16 protein-coding genes and 4 pseudogenes are annotated in these 21,546 nt (G+C 48.2%); 13 read left to right on the top strand and 7 right to left on the bottom strand.

Features of this window, described 5'->3' with window-relative positions; translation table 11 throughout:
• Positions 1–113: 113 nt before the first annotated feature.
• Positions 114–1,127, bottom strand: coding sequence for a class 1 integron integrase IntI1 (gene intI1, locus ACWPW6_RS19215; protein WP_000845039.1), 1,014 nt, complete (start codon positions 1,125–1,127; stop codon positions 114–116).
• A 160-nt stretch (positions 1,128–1,287) separates the two neighbouring features.
• On the opposite strand from intI1, the gene fosF reads away from it, so the two are divergent.
• From fosF to ACWPW6_RS19255, 8 genes and pseudogenes are all read left to right on the top strand, one after another.
• The gene (fosF, locus tag ACWPW6_RS19220; protein WP_063851231.1) at positions 1,288–1,686 is read left to right on the top strand and encodes a fosfomycin resistance glutathione transferase FosF; all 399 of its coding nucleotides are present in this window, start codon (positions 1,288–1,290) and stop codon (positions 1,684–1,686) included.
• 112 nt (positions 1,687–1,798) lie between these two features.
• Positions 1,799–2,353 (top strand): aminoglycoside N-acetyltransferase AAC(6')-Ib4, encoded by a 555-nt coding sequence (locus ACWPW6_RS19225; RefSeq protein WP_003159191.1) that lies wholly within the window; start codon positions 1,799–1,801, stop codon positions 2,351–2,353.
• Positions 2,354–2,521: 168 nt separating this feature from the next.
• Positions 2,522–2,869: a quaternary ammonium compound efflux SMR transporter QacE delta 1 gene (locus tag ACWPW6_RS19230; RefSeq protein ID WP_000679427.1), complete on the top strand. Its 348-nt coding sequence runs from the start codon at positions 2,522–2,524 to the stop codon at positions 2,867–2,869.
• Positions 2,863–3,702 carry a sulfonamide-resistant dihydropteroate synthase Sul1 gene (gene sul1, locus ACWPW6_RS19235; RefSeq protein WP_000259031.1) on the top strand — a complete coding sequence of 280 codons (840 nt, stop codon included), beginning with the start codon at positions 2,863–2,865 and terminating at the stop codon, positions 3,700–3,702. The genes ACWPW6_RS19230 and sul1 overlap by 7 nt, the downstream gene beginning before the upstream one ends.
• 127 nt (positions 3,703–3,829) lie before the next feature.
• Positions 3,830–4,330 carry a GNAT family N-acetyltransferase gene (locus ACWPW6_RS19240; protein ID WP_000376623.1) on the top strand — a complete coding sequence of 167 codons (501 nt, stop codon included), beginning with the start codon at positions 3,830–3,832 and terminating at the stop codon, positions 4,328–4,330.
• 320 nt (positions 4,331–4,650) lie between these two features.
• Positions 4,651–4,719: pseudogene (locus ACWPW6_RS19245) on the top strand (EAL domain-containing protein); the annotation flags it as partial.
• A 117-nt stretch (positions 4,720–4,836) separates the two neighbouring features.
• Positions 4,837–5,253: pseudogene (locus tag ACWPW6_RS19250) on the top strand (IS6-like element IS6100 family transposase); the annotation flags it as partial.
• A 107-nt stretch (positions 5,254–5,360) separates the two neighbouring features.
• A complete protein-coding gene (locus ACWPW6_RS19255; RefSeq protein ID WP_454210214.1) occupies positions 5,361–6,548 on the top strand; it encodes an IS4-like element ISVsa5 family transposase in 1,188 nt (395 codons plus the stop codon).
• A 9-nt stretch (positions 6,549–6,557) separates the two neighbouring features.
• On the opposite strand, the gene ACWPW6_RS19260 is transcribed toward ACWPW6_RS19255, so the two are convergent.
• The gene (locus ACWPW6_RS19260; RefSeq protein ID WP_016240410.1) at positions 6,558–9,566 is read right to left on the bottom strand and encodes a Tn3 family transposase; all 3,009 of its coding nucleotides are present in this window, start codon (positions 9,564–9,566) and stop codon (positions 6,558–6,560) included.
• A gap of 159 nt (positions 9,567–9,725) precedes the next feature.
• Here ACWPW6_RS19260 and ACWPW6_RS19265 point away from each other — a divergent pair, with 159 nt between their 5' ends.
• The 4 genes and pseudogenes from ACWPW6_RS19265 to ACWPW6_RS19280 all read left to right on the top strand — a co-directional run bounded on the left by ACWPW6_RS19265 (position 9,726) and on the right by ACWPW6_RS19280 (position 15,130).
• Positions 9,726–10,307: a recombinase family protein gene (locus tag ACWPW6_RS19265; protein ID WP_001196201.1), complete on the top strand. Its 582-nt coding sequence runs from the start codon at positions 9,726–9,728 to the stop codon at positions 10,305–10,307.
• A 76-nt stretch (positions 10,308–10,383) separates the two neighbouring features.
• Positions 10,384–11,775 carry an SIR2 family protein gene (locus ACWPW6_RS19270; RefSeq protein WP_000085085.1) on the top strand — a complete coding sequence of 464 codons (1,392 nt, stop codon included), beginning with the start codon at positions 10,384–10,386 and terminating at the stop codon, positions 11,773–11,775.
• On the top strand, positions 11,772–13,835 hold the full coding sequence (locus ACWPW6_RS19275) for an ATP-binding protein (protein WP_001084040.1): 2,064 nt from the start codon (positions 11,772–11,774) through the stop codon (positions 13,833–13,835). Before ACWPW6_RS19270 ends, ACWPW6_RS19275 begins: the two co-directional genes overlap by 4 nt.
• Before the next feature lie 314 nt (positions 13,836–14,149).
• Positions 14,150–15,130, top strand: a pseudogene (locus ACWPW6_RS19280) (IS5-like element IS5 family transposase).
• A 316-nt stretch (positions 15,131–15,446) separates the two neighbouring features.
• Here ACWPW6_RS19280 and ACWPW6_RS19285 read toward each other — a convergent pair.
• The 5 genes from ACWPW6_RS19285 to ACWPW6_RS19305 all read right to left on the bottom strand — a co-directional run bounded on the left by ACWPW6_RS19285 (position 15,447) and on the right by ACWPW6_RS19305 (position 20,631).
• Positions 15,447–15,947, bottom strand: coding sequence for a non-heme ferritin-like protein (locus ACWPW6_RS19285; protein ID WP_016236905.1), 501 nt, complete (start codon positions 15,945–15,947; stop codon positions 15,447–15,449).
• A gap of 326 nt (positions 15,948–16,273) precedes the next feature.
• A complete protein-coding gene (locus ACWPW6_RS19290; protein ID WP_001067855.1) occupies positions 16,274–16,978 on the bottom strand; it encodes an IS6-like element IS26 family transposase in 705 nt (234 codons plus the stop codon).
• Between the two features lie 83 nt (positions 16,979–17,061).
• Positions 17,062–17,946, bottom strand: coding sequence for an Mph(E) family macrolide 2'-phosphotransferase (locus tag ACWPW6_RS19295; RefSeq protein WP_000155092.1), 885 nt, complete (start codon positions 17,944–17,946; stop codon positions 17,062–17,064).
• A 55-nt stretch (positions 17,947–18,001) separates the two neighbouring features.
• Entirely contained in the window at positions 18,002–19,477 is a 1,476-nt protein-coding gene (gene msr(E), locus ACWPW6_RS19300) for an ABC-F type ribosomal protection protein Msr(E) (RefSeq protein ID WP_000052512.1), read from the bottom strand.
• A 449-nt stretch (positions 19,478–19,926) separates the two neighbouring features.
• Complete coding sequence (locus ACWPW6_RS19305; protein WP_001067855.1) at positions 19,927–20,631, bottom strand: IS6-like element IS26 family transposase; 705 nt, start codon at positions 20,629–20,631, stop codon at positions 19,927–19,929.
• Positions 20,632–20,695: 64 nt separating this feature from the next.
• Between ACWPW6_RS19305 and ACWPW6_RS19310 the strand changes: the two are divergent.
• Positions 20,696–21,343: pseudogene (locus ACWPW6_RS19310) on the top strand (IS5-like element ISEc68 family transposase); the annotation flags it as partial.
• Positions 21,344–21,546 lie beyond the last annotated feature (203 nt).

Below are 21,546 nucleotides of genomic sequence, written 5' to 3' on the forward strand. Positions count from 1 at the left end.
TGCTGCCGGCCATCAGCGGACGCAGGGAGGACTTTCCGCAACCGGCCGTTCGATGCGGCACCGATGGCCTTCGCGCAGGGGTAGTGAATCCGCCAGGATTGACTTGCGCTGCCCTACCTCTCACTAGTGAGGGGCGGCAGCGCATCAAGCGGTGAGCGCACTCCGGCACCGCCAACTTTCAGCACATGCGTGTAAATCATCGTCGTAGAGACGTCGGAATGGCCGAGCAGATCCTGCACGGTTCGAATGTCGTAACCGCTGCGGAGCAAGGCCGTCGCGAACGAGTGGCGGAGGGTGTGCGGTGTGGCGGGCTTCGTGATGCCTGCTTGTTCTACGGCACGTTTGAAGGCGCGCTGAAAGGTCTGGTCATACATGTGATGGCGACGCACGACACCGCTCCGTGGATCGGTCGAATGCGTGTGCTGCGCAAAAACCCAGAACCACGGCCAGGAATGCCCGGCGCGCGGATACTTCCGCTCAAGGGCGTCGGGAAGCGCAACGCCGCTGCGGCCCTCGGCCTGGTCCTTCAGCCACCATGCCCGTGCACGCGACAGCTGCTCGCGCAGGCTGGGTGCCAAGCTCTCGGGTAACATCAAGGCCCGATCCTTGGAGCCCTTGCCCTCCCGCACGATGATCGTGCCGTGATCGAAATCCAGATCCTTGACCCGCAGTTGCAAACCCTCACTGATCCGCATGCCCGTTCCATACAGAAGCTGGGCGAACAAACGATGCTCGCCTTCCAGAAAACCGAGGATGCGAACCACTTCATCCGGGGTCAGCACCACCGGCAAGCGCCGCGACGGCCGAGGTCTTCCGATCTCCTGAAGCCAGGGCAGATCCGTGCACAGCACCTTGCCGTAGAAGAACAGCAAGGCCGCCAATGCCTGACGATGCGTGGAGACCGAAACCTTGCGCTCGTTCGCCAGCCAGGACAGAAATGCCTCGACTTCGCTGCTGCCCAAGGTTGCCGGGTGACGCACACCGTGGAAACGGATGAAGGCACGAACCCAGTGGACATAAGCCTGTTCGGTTGGTAAGCTGTAATGCAAGTAGCGTATGCGCTCACGCAACTGGTCCAGAACCTTGACCGAACGCAGCGGTGGTAACGGCGCAGTGGCGGTTTTCATGGCTTGTTATGACTGTTTTTTTGTACAGTCTATGCCTCGGGCATCCAAGCAGCAAGCGCGTTACGCCGTGGGTCGATGTTTGATGTTATGGAGCAGCAACGATGTTACGCAGCAGGGCAGTCGCCCTAAAACAAAGTTACGTTTTCTCAAGGTTCTCTGCATGATTACCGGCATCAATCACATCACATTTTCGGTTCGGGACCTGCGGGCATCGATTGAGTTCTACCGTGATCTTCTGGGAATGAAGTTGCACGTATTCTGGGACACAGGTGCTTATCTCACTGCAGGCAATACGTGGTTATGTTTGAGTTTGGGGCAGCCCGAACCCGCCAAGGACTACACACACGTCGCTTTCAGTGTCCGCGAAGGGGAGCTCCTGGAGTTGCGAGCTAAACTAAAGCAGGCTGGCGTTGAAGAGTGGAAGCAGAATACCAGTGAGGGTGACTCCATCTATTTACTTGACCCAAATGGGCATCGCCTTGAACTGCATTGCGGAACACTGGCCACTCGCTTAGCTGAGCTGGAAAGCTCGCCTTATAAGGGGCTGGTGTGGAGCTGAAACGTAACAATCGGCTGTTGTCGCCCCTTCGGGGCTGGGACGGCCTTTTCGCCGCTGCGCGGCTACAAGTCCGCCCCAAAGCCGGGCGTTAGGCATCACAAAGTACAGCATCGTGACCAACAGCAACGATTCCGTCACACTGCGCCTCATGACTGAGCATGACCTTGCGATGCTCTATGAGTGGCTAAATCGATCTCATATCGTCGAGTGGTGGGGCGGAGAAGAAGCACGCCCGACACTTGCTGACGTACAGGAACAGTACTTGCCAAGCGTTTTAGCGCAAGAGTCCGTCACTCCATACATTGCAATGCTGAATGGAGAGCCGATTGGGTATGCCCAGTCGTACGTTGCTCTTGGAAGCGGGGACGGATGGTGGGAAGAAGAAACCGATCCAGGAGTACGCGGAATAGACCAGTCACTGGCGAATGCATCACAACTGGGCAAAGGCTTGGGAACCAAGCTGGTTCGAGCTCTGGTTGAGTTGCTGTTCAATGATCCCGAGGTCACCAAGATCCAAACGGACCCGTCGCCGAGCAACTTGCGAGCGATCCGATGCTACGAGAAAGCGGGGTTTGAGAGGCAAGGTACCGTAACCACCCCAGATGGTCCAGCCGTGTACATGGTTCAAACACGCCAGGCATTCGAGCGAACACGCAGTGATGCCTAACCCTTCCATCGAGGGGGACGTCCAAGGGCTGGCGCCCTTGGCCGCCCCTCATGTCAAACGTTAGATGCACTAAGCACATAATTGCTCACAGCCAAACTATCAGGTCAAGTCTGCTTTTATTATTTTTAAGCGTGCATAATAAGCCCTACACAAATTGGGAGATATATCATGAAAGGCTGGCTTTTTCTTGTTATCGCAATAGTTGGCGAAGTAATCGCAACATCCGCATTAAAATCTAGCGAGGGCTTTACTAAGCTTGCCCCTTCCGCCGTTGTCATAATCGGTTATGGCATCGCATTTTATTTTCTTTCTCTGGTTCTGAAATCCATCCCTGTCGGTGTTGCTTATGCAGTCTGGTCGGGACTCGGCGTCGTCATAATTACAGCCATTGCCTGGTTGCTTCATGGGCAAAAGCTTGATGCGTGGGGCTTTGTAGGTATGGGGCTCATAATTGCTGCCTTTTTGCTCGCCCGATCCCCATCGTGGAAGTCGCTGCGGAGGCCGACGCCATGGTGACGGTGTTCGGCATTCTGAATCTCACCGAGGACTCCTTCTTCGATGAGAGCCGGCGGCTAGACCCCGCCGGCGCTGTCACCGCGGCGATCGAAATGCTGCGAGTCGGATCAGACGTCGTGGATGTCGGACCGGCCGCCAGCCATCCGGACGCGAGGCCTGTATCGCCGGCCGATGAGATCAGACGTATTGCGCCGCTCTTAGACGCCCTGTCCGATCAGATGCACCGTGTTTCAATCGACAGCTTCCAACCGGAAACCCAGCGCTATGCGCTCAAGCGCGGCGTGGGCTACCTGAACGATATCCAAGGATTTCCTGACCCTGCGCTCTATCCCGATATTGCTGAGGCGGACTGCAGGCTGGTGGTTATGCACTCAGCGCAGCGGGATGGCATCGCCACCCGCACCGGTCACCTTCGACCCGAAGACGCGCTCGACGAGATTGTGCGGTTCTTCGAGGCGCGGGTTTCCGCCTTGCGACGGAGCGGGGTCGCTGCCGACCGGCTCATCCTCGATCCGGGGATGGGATTTTTCTTGAGCCCCGCACCGGAAACATCGCTGCACGTGCTGTCGAACCTTCAAAAGCTGAAGTCGGCGTTGGGGCTTCCGCTATTGGTCTCGGTGTCGCGGAAATCCTTCTTGGGCGCCACCGTTGGCCTTCCTGTAAAGGATCTGGGTCCAGCGAGCCTTGCGGCGGAACTTCACGCGATCGGCAATGGCGCTGACTACGTCCGCACCCACGCGCCTGGAGATCTGCGAAGCGCAATCACCTTCTCGGAAACCCTCGCGAAATTTCGCAGTCGCGACGCCAGAGACCGAGGGTTAGATCATGCCTAGCATTCACCTTCCGGCCGCCCGCTAGCGGACCCTGGTCAGGTTCCGCGAAGGTGGGCGCAGACATGCTGGGCTCGTCAGGATCAAACTGCACTATGAGGCGGCGGTTCATACCGCGCCAGGGGAGCGAATGGACAGCGAGGAGCCTCCGAACGTTCGGGTCGCCTGCTCGGGTGATATCGACGAGGTTGTGCGGCTGATGCACGACGCTGCGGCGTGGATGTCCGCCAAGGGAACGCCCGCCTGGGACGTCGCGCGGATCGACCGGACATTCGCGGAGACCTTCGTCCTGAGATCCGAGCTCCTAGTCGCGAGTTGCAGCGACGGCATCGTCGGCTGTTGCACCTTGTCGGCCGAGGATCCCGAGTTCTGGCCCGACGCCCTCAAGGGGGAGGCCGCATATCTGCACAAGCTCGCGGTGCGACGGACACATGCGGGCCGGGGTGTCAGCTCCGCGCTGATCGAGGCTTGCCGCCATGCCGCGCGAACGCAGGGGTGCGCCAAGCTGCGGCTCGACTGCCACCCGAACCTGCGTGGCCTATACGAGCGGCTCGGATTCACCCACGTCGACACTTTCAATCCCGGCTGGGATCCAACCTTCATCGCAGAACGCCTAGAACTCGAAATCTAACGTCCGTTCGGGCATCGAGGTCCATGTCGGGGTGGGACGGGCCCGTGGCTTCAAGATCACTTGCAGTCCGACCGCGATGTCTTGGTTGCGCGAGAGGTTGTCGATATCCTCCACTTCCATCATCAACCCTGGATAATGCCGCCGCCGTCATCGCCGCCGACGCCCGTGCCGGGCTTTTCGGGCCTGTCAGGCTTGCTCGGCCTTCAGCCTGCCTGGGCGAGATCTCCGGCGGACGGATTAACGGCGGAGCTTCGCCGCCTTTCGTGCGTGTGAAGGCCGAAGATAGTTCTCTCAAAAACATCCGTTTATGAGAGATACCAAATGTCATTTTCAGAAGACGACTGCACCAGTTGATTGGGCGTAATGGCTGTTGTGCAGCCAGCTCCTGACAGTTCAATATCAGAAGTGATCTGCACCAATCTCGACTATGCTCAATACTCGTGTGGGCTCTGTTGCAAAAATCGTGAAGCTTGAGCATGCTTGGCGGAGATTGGACGGACGGAACGATGACGGATTTCAAGTGGCGCCATTTCCAGGGTGATGTGATCCTGTGGGCGGTGCGCTGGTATTGTCGCTATCCGATCAGCTATCGCGACCTTGAGGAAATGCTGGCGGAACGCGGCATTTCGGTCGACCATACGACGATCTATCGCTGGGTCCAGTGCTACGCCCCGGAGATGGAGAAGCGGCTGCGCTGGTTCTGGCGGCGTGGCTTTGATCCGAGCTGGCGCCTGGATGAAACCTACGTCAAGGTGCGGGGCAAGTGGACCTACCTGTACCGGGCAGTCGACAAGCGGGGCGACACGATCGATTTCTACCTGTCGCCGACCCGCAGCGCCAAGGCAGCGAAGCGGTTCCTGGGCAAGGCCCTGCGAGGCCTGAAGCACTGGGAAAAGCCTGCCACGCTCAATACCGACAAAGCGCTGATGAATCCCCTAATGATTTTGGTAAAAATCATTAAGTTAAGGTGGATACACATCTTGTCATATGATCAAATGGTTTCGCGAAAAATCAATAATCAGACAACAAGATGTGCGAACTCGATATTTTACACGACTCTCTTTACCAATTCTGCCCCGAATTACACTTAAAACGACTCAACAGCTTAACGTTGGCTTGCCACGCATTACTTGACTGTAAAACTCTCACTCTTACCGAACTTGGCCGTAACCTGCCAACCAAAGCGAGAACAAAACATAACATCAAACGAATCGACCGATTGTTAGGTAATCGTCACCTCCACAAAGAGCGACTCGCTGTATACCGTTGGCATGCTAGCTTTATCTGTTCGGGCAATACGATGCCCATTGTACTTGTTGACTGGTCTGATATTCGTGAGCAAAAACGACTTATGGTATTGCGAGCTTCAGTCGCACTACACGGTCGTTCTGTTACTCTTTATGAGAAAGCGTTCCCGCTTTCAGAGCAATGTTCAAAGAAAGCTCATGACCAATTTCTAGCCGACCTTGCGAGCATTCTACCGAGTAACACCACACCGCTCATTGTCAGTGATGCTGGCTTTAAAGTGCCATGGTATAAATCCGTTGAGAAGCTGGGTTGGTACTGGTTAAGTCGAGTAAGAGGAAAAGTACAATATGCAGACCTAGGAGCGGAAAACTGGAAACCTATCAGCAACTTACATGATATGTCATCTAGTCACTCAAAGACTTTAGGCTATAAGAGGCTGACTAAAAGCAATCCAATCTCATGCCAAATTCTATTGTATAAATCTCGCTCTAAAGGCCGAAAAAATCAGCGCTCGACACGGACTCATTGTCACCACCCGTCACCTAAAATCTACTCAGCGTCGGCAAAGGAGCCATGGGTTCTAGCAACTAACTTACCTGTTGAAATTCGAACACCCAAACAACTTGTTAATATCTATTCGAAGCGAATGCAGATTGAAGAAACCTTCCGAGACTTGAAAAGTCCTGCCTACGGACTAGGCCTACGCCATAGCCGAACGAGCAGCTCAGAGCGTTTTGATATCATGCTGCTAATCGCCCTGATGCTTCAACTAACATGTTGGCTTGCGGGCGTTCATGCTCAGAAACAAGGTTGGGACAAGCACTTCCAGGCTAACACAGTCAGAAATCGAAACGTACTCTCAACAGTTCGCTTAGGCATGGAAGTTTTGCGGCATTCTGGCTACACAATAACAAGGGAAGACTTACTCGTGGCTGCAACCCTACTAGGGGTTCAAGGTCCAATGATGTAAAAAACCACGCTAAGAGGTTAATTCATTGTTTGTATTGAAATTTAATGGTCTTAACTCGCCCTTCAGAATATCTTCCGGTAACGAAAACGTATAATGCCCCAGCATATTTATATGGCCATGTATCAGCGGCGATAATCTTGCCAGATGCTCCTCTTCAGGTGTTTCCCCCGATTTGCGAAGATGTGACAACGCCTCCTGCATGTAAAGTGTGTTCCACAGCACAACCGCATTGGTCACCAGACCCAGAGCACCGAGTTGATCTTCCTGCCCTTCACGGTAGCGTTTTCTAATTTCACCACGTTGTCCGTAGCAAATGGCTCGAGCCACTGCATGGCGTCCTTCTCCCCGGTTGAGCTGAGTGAGGATCCGACGCCGGTAATCCTCATCATCGATATAGTTGAGAAGATACAACGTCTTGTTGACCCGGCCCACTTCCATAATCGCCTGAGCCAGACCAGATGGTCGGCTACTTCTCAACAGTGAACGAATAAGCTCTGATGCATGGATGGTCCCAAGCTTCAGTGAGCCCGCCATTCGCATCATTTCATCCCATTGGGATTCTATTTTTGACAGTTCAACACATCCCCGGGCCAGCTCATTCAGGGCACCATAATGTGCCGTTTTATCTGCCCGCCAGAATATCGCCCCGCCTGCATCGGCCAGACGAGGGGAAAACTGGTAGCCCAGTAACCAGAACAGGCCAAAAATGATATCGCTGGATCCTGCCGTGTCCGTCATAATTTCTACCGGATTCAGCCCGGTCTGCTGCTCCAGAAGCCCTTCCAGTACAAAGATGGAATCACGAAGCGTACCGGGAACGACAATGCCATGGAAACCGGAGTACTGATCGGAGACGAAGTTGTACCAGGTGATACCGCGTCCTGAACCAAAGTATTTACGATTTGGTCCGGAATTAACCGTTTTAACCGGTGTGACAAAACGCATACCATCTGCGGAGGCAACCTCACCACCTCCCCAGTACCCCGCGAGCGGCAGCGTGGACTGAAAATCAACCAGCCGTGCATTAGCGCTGACCAGCGTTTCTGCCCTGAGATAATTTTGTTTAACCCAGCTCAGACGATGGCGAGTAAGCGCGGGAATATTATGCTTTATCAGGGGTTCATGCCCTATATTGCAGGCTTCTGCCAGCAGTGTTGCGCACAGACTGACCTGGAGATCCTGCGCCCGAGCACCTGATTCACTGACGTGGCTGAATTCGCGGGTAAAACCGGTTCGGGCATCTATTTCAAGCAACAGCTCAGTCAGATCAACCGGAGGGATCAGTTCTCTTACCCGACGATTCAATTGTATCAGTGCCGGTGGCTCATCCAGTTTATCCAGACTGCTAATCGTCAGTGAGGGATGCTTACCTTCATTGCTTATGCTGACCGCTGCGTTGCAGGCAAAACGTGAAGCCACTGATTTCCATGTGTCATCAAGCCGCGTAGCCAGTTGTTCTGCTGCTTTAGTTCCGTCTGATGGATGACCCAGCGCCCGACATACCGGGATGCGTTGTGCCTGCCATTCAGCTCCCTGAAGCAATTTTTGACGCGGGTCCCCCCACCGGTCACTGTTCTCCAGCCAGAGATCACGACGGCGCAAAGAATCTTGAAGGCGCTCGAGAAGACACAGCGAGTAACCCGCTCGTAGAATCCTACCATCTCTGTCGTAGACCAGACGTTTCCAGGGGCCGGAAATGATTTGCTCTGGTGCATCGTCGAGAATTCGCTTTTTTGAGCCACTCAGTTCGGCCAGATAATGGATTGCTGACAACGTGTGCTCCCCGGCCGGGGCGGCCTGAAAGTGTAAGTCACGCAACATCGCGGACAGGAAGCGCTTCACCCGTCCATATTGTTCCACCATTTCATCCTGAAAATGAGTATCTTGCGGGCGCGCCAGCTCATTTACCTTGCCGACGGATTCAGCCAGTTTGTCCTTTGGTATGCGGCGAAAAATAGCCTGCCGCAGAGCTGCTTCATCGGTGTTCTCATCAAGTAATAACGTGCATGCCCGTGCCAGTAATAGCGCGGCACGATCAAGATCTTTAAGGGTCCTGAGCCGCTTTTTCTGCCCGATATTTTTTGCAGAACGCGTGATATCCAGAATAAGCATATCCAGCACATCCACGGCCTCGTCAAGCGCCGAAATTTCCTGTGCTTTCACAAACGCAGTAAGCACGGCCAGTCGCCGTTCGTCAGGCATTCTTGAAATGTATTTCACCGAAGCCATTCCGGCATAACGGGCCAAATTCCGCAGCTGGATGGCAGGCAGACCGGAGAAATTCAGCCGGGAAAACTCCATGCTACGCAGTCGGGTATATCGCTCCAGGGCGTCTGTAAATGACGGCCCACTGATAGTGACAGGACCTTTTCGCATCTCCTCCAGCACCGACATACGCTGCCCTTCAGGTATTTCAAGTAAACCGTCCAGTTGTGTTTTCTGCCAGCTGTCAGGCAACAAAGCCAGCCTTCGCCATAATCGTCGACTTGCCCGTTCGCGTACTTCGCCAATCAGCCTTGTCAGAGTCGAGGCTGCGGGTAGCAGGATCTTATTTTGCAGCAACCATGCGGTAGCAAAATCAAACAGCAGACCTGGACGCTCATTGCTGAGCCAGGCGCGAGTATAGAGCAAACGCTTCAGTCTGAATGACCAGGGGAAATCACCAAAATCATGATAATCATAATAGAGCTTGATAAGCCCCTGATGCTCCCAGCGGGTATTGTCTCTTTCAGCATACCGGGAAAGGATCTCTGGTCGGCTGATGTTCAACTGTGCCGCAATGTAAAAACGGATGAATGAGGGAATTTGAAGGAGATCAGGAAGAAACGTTCCCAGAAAGCGCGCCGTAGTCAGCTGAAGTGCAATCCCCAGCCGGTTATGTTTTCCCCGTCGCTGATTAATAAAAGCAAGGTCACGCTCATCCAGATGAAAATACCGAGCCAGCTGAACCTCATTTGGTTCTGCCACATAGCGACCGTAGTTTTCTGTCTGTTCGCTGGTAAGAAAGTCATCACTCATTGCGCATCCTTTCGTAAACGGGAGTTCTGTTCATTTTTTAACCGTCTCAAATATTATAAATTTTGAGACCAATGAAAACTGCCCTAAACATGAGTATCAAAAATCGTGATTTATGCCTTATGATACTACGCAGTATCAATATCGATTTATGAGACCAAAATGGCATTATTAGGGTATGCAAGAGTATCAACCAGCCATCAGAAACTGACGAGCCAGGTTACTGAGCTCAACACAGCGGGAGTGAGGGATGATCGAGTGTTTACTGACATGATGTCGGGAGCAACTGATGAGCGCGAAGGGCTACAGCGACTCCTTGCCAGAGCGGAGAAAGATGACATTATTCTCTGTACAAAAATGGATCGTCTTGGACGTAATACCGCAGATATGATTCGCATCGTGGATACTTGCTATAAAAAAGGCATCGCTATTCGCTTTCTTGAGAACGGCCTTAGTACTGAAGGCACTATGGGAAAAATGGTCATCCAGATACTAGCTGCTGTTGCCGAAGCGGAACGTGAAAGGATCTTGGAACGAACTAACGATGGACGGCAGGCAGCTATGATTAAGGGCGTCAAATTCGGAAGAAAACCTCATAGAAAGGCTGAATTAGCTAATGAATTGATCAATAAGGACGTAGAAGTAAAAGAGGTAATGGAAAAAACGGGTATATCACGGGCGACGTATTTTAGGCTGAAAAGAAAAACGGTTACTAACAATATTAATCTTTCCAATAATAAATAAGAAAGATGAGCATTCTTAAAAACCTGAACGGCTTCTATTTAGCAATATTTAAACTCGAAAAAAGGATGTATTCAAATTGAGTCAATATTTAAAGCTTGGCGATGACCAGTCTCCGGTTCAGTTGGACCCACACAGCGAAGTTGGTGCATTTAAAGTCGTTGGACACTGCGCATGGGCAAAACCAGAAGATAAAATCACTCCTGACTTTTTGCGTTCAAGAGTAGAACCTTGGTTAACTGCACTTTTTCAGTCTGAACACTTAAATATACTTATTGGCGCCGGCCTTAGTTCGGCTATCCAAGAGTCAGCGACCGGCACCAAACCTCAAGGTATGGGATGGATTGAAGATCTCAAAGTTTGTAAGGCTGAAATAGACAGTTATGTAGCTAAAACAGCAGACGCCTCAGGAAGGGGAAAGGGTAATATTGAAGATCAGATTCGTTCAATTAATGAGTTGATTAAAGGACTAGAGATTTTAACGGTACAAAACCTACCGGTTCCACCATCTCCACCAGGTGCTCCCTCATATCGAAATTTAAAAAGTGAGTTAGTAGAGTTAAATAATGAGCTAACAAGGTGTCTGAAATTATTTTCAGACTCAGTTAGTTATGGTGAAAAATTAATTCGTGATGCAAACAACGATTTAAAAACAGAAACATTTAATTATTTAGTAAGTTTTTTGATGAGTTTTTCAAGTCGAACAGCAACTAGGGATCGATTACATATTTTTACGACAAATTACGACAGGATAATTGAAACGGGCGCTGAAATAGCAGGTCTTCGTTTAATTGACAGATTTGTCGGTACTATAGCACCAATTTTTAGATCTTCTCGGTTAGAAGTGGATTATCATTACAACCCACCAGGGATTCGGGGTGAGCCAAGATATTTGGAAGGTGTGGCGCGATTTACTAAATTACATGGTTCATTGGACTGGTATGCTACTGAAGGGGCTATAAGGCGTTTTGGATTGCCATTTGGAGCCAGTTCGGTTGAACCCTTTTTACAGGTGGAAACTACCGGAACTGCAAATTATCAACAATTAATGATTTATCCAAATTCAGTTAAAGACCGTGAAACATCTGAATATCCTTATGTTGAGCTATTTAGGGATTTAGCATCTGCAACATGTCGTCCTAATAGCACCTTGGTAACATATGGTTATAGTTTTGGCGATGAGCATATAAATCGGGTTATTATTGACATGTTGACAATACCCTCAACGCATATAGTAATAATTGCATACGGTGATCCACTTGGTAGAATCATGCGTTTTATAAACGATAGTGGAAGAAAAGCTCAAATATCTTTATTGCTTGGTGATCACTTTGGAGATATAAAGAAATTAGTAGATTTTTATCTTCCTAAAGCCGCGATAGACAGATCATCAATTCGTATGGCGGAGCTATTGAAGTCAAGAGGTTTGTATCGTGCAACTACCTCAAATAATAGTGGGGATTCCGAATGAACTCATTTCCCATTGAACAAGGTGAGCAACTCAGGGTAGGTACTGTAGATTTTGTTTCACCCAATGAAATTAGAGCACTATTAGATATCGATTCACCTGATGCTGTCGCTTTGAATGCAGGCACACCTAGAAATTTTCCTAGAGTAAACAGCTATGTATTAGTCTCATGTGATAATGGTTACTTAGTTGGGCAAATAGAGTGGCTTGCAGTTGAGCATTCACCTTATCCTAAACAAAGAGATATTCAAGATTTTGGTCTAGTAAACCTACCATTTCCTCGAAAAAAAATAAGTTTAAATCCAGTCGGAACTCTTAAACGCTTTTCCAAAGATGGTACTGATTATTTTAAATTTCAACGCGGCTCTGAATCATTTCCTTCTATTGGTTCAGCTATTTTACTACCAACAGATTTACAGCTTAGATCAATTGTCGAGTCTGGTGATAATAGACGAATAGTTATTGGGCAAAGTCCACTTGCTAACAATGCTAATGTAGCCGTAGACCCTGATAGATTATTTGGTCGTCATATAGCAGTACTTGGTAATACTGGTAGTGGTAAGTCTTGTTCTGTCGCAGGATTAATCCAATGGTCACTCGAAGCTGCAATGGAGTCAGAAGTAAAACCAAACGCCAGATTTATTATATTAGACCCCAATGGCGAGTATGTACGTGCTTTGGGACCAACTACAAAATTTAAAGGCAGAATTTTTAAAGTCGAAGCTGGGGAAAATGAGCATCAACTCCAAGTGCCATCTTGGTTTTGGAATAGCTCGGAATGGGCATCATTTACGCAAGCGAGTCCTAAAGCCCAACTTCCTTTACTAAAGCGTTCTCTAAGGGCAATGAGAAACGAAGATTTTGAACTTGAAACAACCTCAAATATAGAAATAAAACGTTTTCTAGGGAATGTTCTCATAACCTTAAAACATGATAAAAGTTCAGGGAAACCCTTTGGAGCTTGGGGGCCTGCAAAAGGCTTTAACGAGATAATGGGTAAATGGATTGAAAGCTTTGAAGGATACAGAGATAAACTTGGAAATAACAACTTAACGAATGTAATCACAATAATGTCTAAATATAGACAAGATAGGAATGTACAGTACGCAACCATGCAAGCGACCGTGCCTGAAATAGATAGCATTATCGAGAGTGTTACCTCTGCATTTAGAGAGTTCGGAGGGTTTGAGAAAGAGTTACTACCAAAGAATGAAGATATACCGTTACCATTTGATGGTAATAACCTGGTTGCCTATTTAGAAGCTCTTGCTCAAGAAAATGGCAGTGAACAATATGTTGAATATTTGGTTGCCAGAATACGCACCATGCTCTCAGATACAAGGATGAGATCTGTTACTAATGATGCTGATAATCGGATTGACTTAGCTAAATGGTTAGAGAAATATCTTGGTACCGATTGTTCAAGAGATGATAACAGTTGTATTTCTATAATAGATCTATCTCTAGTTCCAAGCGAAATTACTCACATTGTTACTGCTGTGATTTCAAGGATTATTTTTGAATCATTGCAACGCTATAGAAGACTATATAATAAATCTTTACCTACGGTACTTGTAGCTGAAGAAGCACATACATTTATTAAACGGTATCGTGATGACTCTGAAAATCAGGATGTCGCAGCTGTTTGCTGCCAAGTGTTTGAGAAAATTGCACGAGAAGGCAGAAAATTTGGTCTTGGGATGGTGGTTTCCTCGCAACGACCATCAGAATTATCACCTACAGTTTTATCTCAATGTAATACTTTTCTTCTGCATCGAATTAGTAATGACAAAGATCAGGAGCAAGTTCATAAAATGGTACCTGATAATTTGCGAGGATTACTCCGTGAGTTGCCTTCACTGCCATCCCAACATGCAATACTGATGGGCTGGGCATCTGAGCTTCCTGTCCTGGTTAAAATGAAAAATTTGACGAAAGATCAGCAACCCCATTCTGATGACCCTGACTTCTGGGATGTTTGGACAAGAAAGTATGCTGATGGGAAATTGGTCGAGAGAACTGTCGATTGGGGAGCTGTTGTAAAGGAATGGCAACAAAAGTGATCTGCGGCAGAAAATGAAAGCGGGAGGGCAGATCGGAATTGAAGGAACTTTATGTCATCAATCTACTTGGTGTTGCGTTCCGTTGTCCCTGGGGTCCGCTTGGAAAAAGGAAATTATCCTACGCTAAGCGCATTTTTTGCACAGATGGCTACCGACTGAACGTAACGTGTGAGTCATGATCAGAAATGTGTTAACTCTAGGAATTGACACGACTTACTGTTTGATGGGGAAATCATGTTTAGCTATGGAAGGTGCGAACAAGTCCCTGATATGAGATCATGTTTGTCATCTGGAGCCATGGAACAGGGTTCATCATGAGTCATCAACTTACCTTCGCCGACAGTGAATTCAGCAGTAAGCGCCGTCAGACCAGAAAAGAGATTTTCTTGTCCCGCATGGAGCAGATTCTGCCATGGCAAAACATGGTGGAAGTCATCGAGCCGTTTTAACCCAAGGCTGGTAATGGCCGGCGACCTTATCCGCTGGAAACCATGCTACGCATTCACTGCATGCAGCATTGGTACAACCTGAGCGATGGCGCGATGGAAGATGCTCTGTACGAAATCGCCTCCATGCGCCTGTTTGCCCGGTTATCCCTGGATAGCGCCCTGCCGGACCGCACCACCATCATGAATTTCCGCCACCTGCTGGAGCAGCATCAACTGGCCCGCCAATTGTTCAAGACCATCAATCGCTGGCTGGCCGAAGCAGGCGTCATGATGACCCAAGGCACTTTGGTGGATGCCACCATCATTGAGGCACCCAGCTCTACCAAGAACAAAGAGCAGCAACGCGATCCGGAGATGCATCAGACCAAGAAAGGCAATCAGTGGCACTTTGGCATGAAGGCCCACATTGGTGTCGATGCCAAGAGTGGCCTGACCCACAGCCTGGTCACCACCGCGGCCAACGAGCATGACCTCAATCAGCCGGGTAATCTGCTTCATGGAGAGGAGCAATTTGTCTCAGCCGATGCCGGCTACCAAGGAGCGCCACAGCGCGAGGAGCTGGCCGAGGTGGATGTGGACTGGCTGATCGCCGAGCGTCCCGGCAGGGTAAAAACCTTGAAGCAGCATCCGCGCAAGAACAAAACGGCCATCAACATCGAATACATGAAAGCCAGCATCCGTGCCAGGATGGAGCACCCGTTTCGCATCATCAAGCGGCAGTTCGGCTTCGTGAAAGCCAGATACAAGGGGCTGCTGAAAAACGATAACCAACTGGCGATGTTATTCACCCTGGCCAACCTGTTTCGGGTGGACCAAATGATACGTCAGTGGGAGAGATCTCAGTAAAAACCGGAAATAACGCCAGAAATGGTGGAAAAAATAGCCTAAATAGGCTGATTCGATGTGTTTGCGGGAAAAAAATCGGCCCAGATCCGCGAAATTTTAATCAGCGAGTCAGCTTGGGAAGAAATGACCTGCTTATTCGCACCTTCCTTAATATAAAGACACAAGCAGAGACATTTTTGGCACGATATAAAAACGCTAAGTTAAAAAATCACTATGACGTGTTGGGTATCAAATGTTCACTGGCATAAACCTCTGTTTCTGATGTAAAACAGATTTTCTGAGGAGGCGTAAAACCTCCTCGTACTGCGAAATTGATTTAGTGATAGCGATCGATCACGCCAACCAGATAGTGGTCGGTTTGCTGCATGTTGATGCCCGCTTTTTTAGCGCTGCGGACTTCATCCAGAATGATTTGCAACAGCGTCCCGTCCACGATTTCCTCTTTTCTGTATCGCTTCAGGAAGTTAATCGCTGACTTATCGTTTGCTGCCTGGGCGTCTTCCGTCAAAGAGGTCAGCGCATTAATGCGCTTCTGGTAATCGCTTACCGTCTGCTCAAACAGATCTTCCAGCGTGGAAAATTCACCGCACCGGGCGTGTTGCTCCTGTAACACCGGCGTGGCGCCGCTCTGTTTGATGTATTCGTACATGCGCATCATTTGCGTCACCGTATTTTGCGCCTGATGACGCAAAAATAGTGCGGTGCCATTAAGGCTATTCTCGCTGCACCTCTGGCTGAGCTGAAGATACAAATTTGAGGTATAAAACTCCTGATTCATTTGCGCATTCATTTTTTGAACTATTCCGCTAGCGATCATAGGACTTCCTTATTTCTTGTCATCTCAGAAAACGGTCACTCTTCGAAAAAACAACCAGAATAAAAGCGATTCTTTCGCTTTTTTTATTGCGCCTGGTTACGCAGTCATATTCATTTTAAGTCGGGATGCTCCTTATTTAAATATCCAACCCTACTATCGCATTTCTATCTGGCATTATTCTGTGATGGTGTTTCGATATTCACACTCCCTGTGCCAATCCTTTCTTATCGACAGTAGGAAACTTCCTCCGGCTATTCTGCTGAACACGATTAGGGGCACTGTTGCAAAGTTAGCGATGAGGCAGCGTTTTGTCTTATTCAAAGGCCTTACATTTCAAAAACTCTGCTTACCAGGCGCATTTCGCCCAGGGGATCACCATAATAAAATGCTGAGGCCTGGCCTTTGCGTAGTGCACGCATCACCTCAATACCTTTGATGGTGGCGTAAGCCGTCTTCATGGATTTAAATCCCAGCGTGGCGCCGATTATCCGTTTCAGTTTGCCATGATCGCATTCAATCACGTTGTTCCGGTACTTAATCTGTCGGTGTTCAACGTCAGACGGGCACCGGCCTTCGCGTTTGAGCAGAGCAAGCGCGCGACCATAGGCGGGCGCTTTATCCGTGTTGATGAATCGCGGGATCTGCCACTTCTTCACGTTGTTGAGGATTTTACCCAGAAACCGGTATGCAGCTTTGCTGTTACGACGGGAGGAGAGATAAAAATCGACAGTGCGGCCCCGGCTGTCGACGGCCCGGTACAGATACGCCCAGCGGCCATTGACCTTCACGTAGGTTTCATCCATGTGCCACGGGCAAAGATCGGAAGGGTTACGCCAGTACCAGCGCAGCCGTTTTTCCATTTCAGGCGCATAACGCTGAACCCAGCGGTAAATCGTGGAGTGATCGACATTCACTCCGCGTTCAGCCAGCATCTCCTGCAGCTCACGGTAACTGATGCCGTATTTGCAGTACCAGCGTACGGCCCACAGAATGATGTCACGCTGAAAATGCCGGCCTTTGAATGGGTTCATGTGCAGCTCCATCAGCAAAAGGGGATGATAAGTTTATCACCACCGACTATTTGCAACAGTGCCTCAGCAATCATATTTTTAAATTATATAACTCCCAACTGAGCTTTTGCTCCAACGATAAGGCTTTCATTTTGAGTTTCTAAGGCAAATAAACCATACATCAAAGGAGAGGCCGCTGCTCTTTCTAAAGTCTGTTCATATAGTTTATTCCAAACTTTACCCCCTAGTTTTTCATACTCGATGATTAGAGTTTTGAGGCTTTCTTCTCCAAACAAAGTTACATGCCCAGCAAAATCAATCGCTGGGTCATCTATATGGGCTGTTGACCAATCAATAACGCCTGAAACAGCTCCATCCTTTGAAGCTAGTACATGCCCAGCATATAAATCGCCATGTATAAATTGGGTGAAATCTGCCCATAGAACATCATTATCCAACCATTTTCTGTAGCGGGTTTCCAATTGCTCACTTATACCAATTTCAGATTTTACTAACTGCAAATTGTTTGCTATTTCAGGTCTTAAATCTGAAGGTTTCATAATTTTCAAATCATTTTCCCGAACTTCTTTTTCAGGAATACTATGGATTTCAAATAAGGTTTTTGCCAAAGATGTTATGTATTTCGGGCTATCTTTGTCCATATTCCAAATTATTTCATAGGTTTCAGCATCCAAATTTAAAACAGGATTATCTTTAAGTATGGGATAAGCCACTAATTCTGTAGATGAAATTCTCCAATCAGGAACCTCTACAGAAAGATGTTTTTTTACCAATTCTAAAATGCGTTTTTCTTTCTTGATTTGTTCCCTCATGCCATCACGACGAGGAATACGCAGCAACCATTGTTGCCCCTTTGTATCAAGAGCAAAAACGACCTTAAAATCAATGCCCATTTCATTGAAATTCATTTTGTCCGTAAGCAACAAGCCGTGTGCTTCAGCAAGTGATTGAATATCTTGAATTGTCATTTTTAATTTCCTTTAAAGAGTTCAATAATTAATGTTCGGATTAGATTGGCTATCATTAACAATCTCTCTCAAAAGTCTTGATGATTTTGTGGTCTTTGATCTCGTAGATAATGTCAGCAATATTATCGACCAATTGCTTGTCATGAGATACGAAGATAATAGTTCCTGCATAGGACTTCATCATTGTTTCTAATGCGGCAATACTTTTTAGGTCAAGATAGTTTCCTGGTTCATCCATAAGCAAAATATTATATTTTCCTAAAAGCATTTTGGATAAAAGCAGTTTGATGATTTCACCTCCCGATAAGTCGGATAAGTTTTTTTGAATATCATTCGCTCCGATCCCCATTGAAGCCAATACTGCACGAATTTCCGCAACTGTGTACTCGCACTCTTCCTGCATAAAGGAGAGCACAGATTTATGCGTGTTAAATTTATATCCTGTTTGTGTAAAGTAGCCAATTTCAGCTTTTGGAGATATGGTTAATCCATCAGCACGTTCTGATATCATTTTTAACAAGGACGTTTTCCCTGTTCCATTCGATCCAGTTATAGCGACTTTAGCGCCAAGCGGTATTATAAAGTTAGCGTCATCAAAGATAGTACGGCTACCAAATTTTAAGCTCAGACCATCTGCCGTAATCGGGAACTTATTGTGCAGTTCTAGGGCTGAACTTTGACGAAAACGAATAGAACGCAAATGCTCTGGTGCTTGAATATCTTCTAATGCAGCCAAACGCTTTTCCATACTCTTAGCTGCCTGATACAGTTTTCTTTGCTTGGTGCCAGTCATTTTTGCATGCCCAAGTCGTCCAGCACTTTCGGTAGAGTTTTTGGATTTTTCTCCTTTTTTCTTATTGTCTAATCGATTAGCTTGCTGGCGTTTTTCTTGCACAGCAGATTCTAATCGCTCCCGTTCCTTCATCATCAGCTCATATTCTACGGCTTGGTGTTGTCGCTCTTCTTCTTTTTGACGCAAGTAATCCGAGTAACCACCCCAATATTCCGTAATTTTACCGTCTTTTAACTCCCATATCTTGTCTACAACCATATCAAGAAAATATCGGTCATGACTGATAACAAGTAATGCTCCATCAAATGCTTTAAGTTGACCAATAAGTAGATCTATTCCATTGAGATCAAGGTGGCTGGTTGGTTCATCCGCTAGAATGCCATGTACTTGTTGGGAAAATGCGGCAGCAATTTTTGCACGAGTTTCCTCTCCGCCACTCATTGTGTCGTTTTGTACATTGGAAACACCAAGGCGAGATAACATTGCCCGGTCTTCGACCGTTTCTATTTCGATTCCGCCCAGTTGGCTGATATGTGCAAAATCACCAAAACGCTGTAATGTCGCTTCGGCTAAAACAATTTCGCCATTAAGTACTTTGAGTAAACTACTCTTTCCTGCTCCGTTATCACCCACAAGACCAATACGGTCATAAGAGTGAATTTCCAATTCATCAATATCCAAAACATCACGCCCAGCATAATCCAAGCGTATGTTTCTCGCTTTAATAATTAAACTCATTTTTATTTACTCCTGTTTAGCTCTTGAAATTTTTTATGCAGCAAACAGGATTTAGGTGAAAACAAAAGCTAGCATCACAGTGTCCTCCCAAAAAAAAAGCTATTCATCCACAGGGTGGACAAATAGCTAGTCAATTAAGTTATAACTGGAAACTATGCACTAAAAGCATACTTATAAATTAAGCATACTTTTACTTTATATATCCGCATATATTCTTAAAGACACAACAAAAGCCCACCATTATAAAATAGTGTCACTATGCAAATAGTTGTGTCTTAACGAATGCGGATAGAATGCATAAACTTACCTAAAAAATAAAATTCAGTTTTATGATAACTTTACTGTTAAAAGAAGTCTAGACAACCTTGTTTTATGCTTGGATATAAGGCTTATTTTAGGCACTGTTGCAAAGTTAGCGATGAGGCAGCCTTTTGTCTTATTCAAAGGCCTTACATTTCAAAAACTCTGCTTACCAGGCGCATTTCGCCCAGGGGATCACCATAATAAAATGCTGAGGCCTGGCCTTTGCGTAGTGCACGCATCACCTCAATACCTTTGATGGTGGCGTAAGCCGTCTTCATGGATTTAAATCCCAGCGTGGCGCCGATTATCCGTTTCAGTTTGCCATGATCGCATTCAATCACGTTGTTCCGGTACTTAATCTGTCGGTGTTCAACGTCAGACGGGCACCGGCCTTCGCGTTTGAGCAGAGCAAGCGCGCGACCATAGGCGGGCGCTTTATCCGTGTTGATGAATCGCGGGATCTGCCACTTCTTCACGTTGTTGAGGATTTTACCCAGAAACCGGTATGCAGCTTTGCTGTTACGACGGGAGGAGAGATAAAAATCGACAGTGCGGCCCCGGCTGTCGACGGCCCGGTACAGATACGCCCAGCGGCCATTGACCTTCACGTAGGTTTCATCCATGTGCCACGGGCAAAGATCGGAAGGGTTACGCCAGTACCAGCGCAGCCGTTTTTCCATTTCAGGCGCATAACGCTGAACCCAGCGGTAAATCGTGGAGTGATCGACATTCACTCCGCGTTCAGCCAGCATCTCCTGCAGCTCACGGTAACTGATGCCGTATTTGCAGTACCAGCGTACGGCCCACAGAATGATGTCACGCTGAAAATGCCGGCCTTTGAATGGGTTCATGTGCAGCTCCATCAGCAAAAGGGGATGATAAGTTTATCACCACCGACTATTTGCAACAGTGCCGCTGGAGCAGCATGAACTGGCCCGCAAAATCTTCAGTACCGTTAATCACTGGCTAGCAGAGTGTGGCGTTCTAATGACCCAGGGCACCTTGGTGGATGCCACCATCATTCAAGCCCCCAGCTCTACCAAAAACAAACACAACAGCCGTGATGAAGACATGCACCAGACCAAGAAAGGTAACCAGTGGTACTTCGGCATGAAAGCGCACATTGGCGTGGACGCCAAAAGTGGCCTGACCCACAGTCTGGTGACCACGGCGGCTAACGAGCACGACCTCAATCAGGTTGGCAAGTTACTGCATGGCGATGAAGAATTTATCTCAGCCGATGCTGGTTATCAGGGGGCCGAAAAGCGCGATGAGCTCAGCGATGTCAGCGCAGACTGGCTTATCGCCAAGCGTCCCGGCAAAGTGAATGCATTGAAGCAACACCCGCGCAAGAACAAGCTGGCCATCCGTTACGAATACCTGAAAGCGAGTATCCGAGCGAAGGTTGAGCATCCATTTCGGATAGTAAAATGTCAGTTTGGTTTCGTCAAAGCCAGGTACAAGGGGCTGGCTAAAAATGACAGTCAACTGGCGATGTTATTCACCCTGGCGAACCTGGTTCGAGTTGACCAATTGATACGGGCACAGGCGAGATCTACCTGAAATGAGGAAATTGGCCTGAAACAGGGCCAAAATCAGCCACGAAGAGACGATTTTGGGCTGAAAATTGGAAAATTGAGCCACAGGACGTCGATAAAGGACGGTTTGGGGCGTCATATCGGGAGCTGCGGACCACTTAATCGCAACTTCCTTAGCCAACGATGCGTTGATCCAAGGTGTTCAAATAAAACCGGAATGGATGTTCA

This window comes from Providencia sp. Marseille-Q8014, assembly GCF_965112055.1.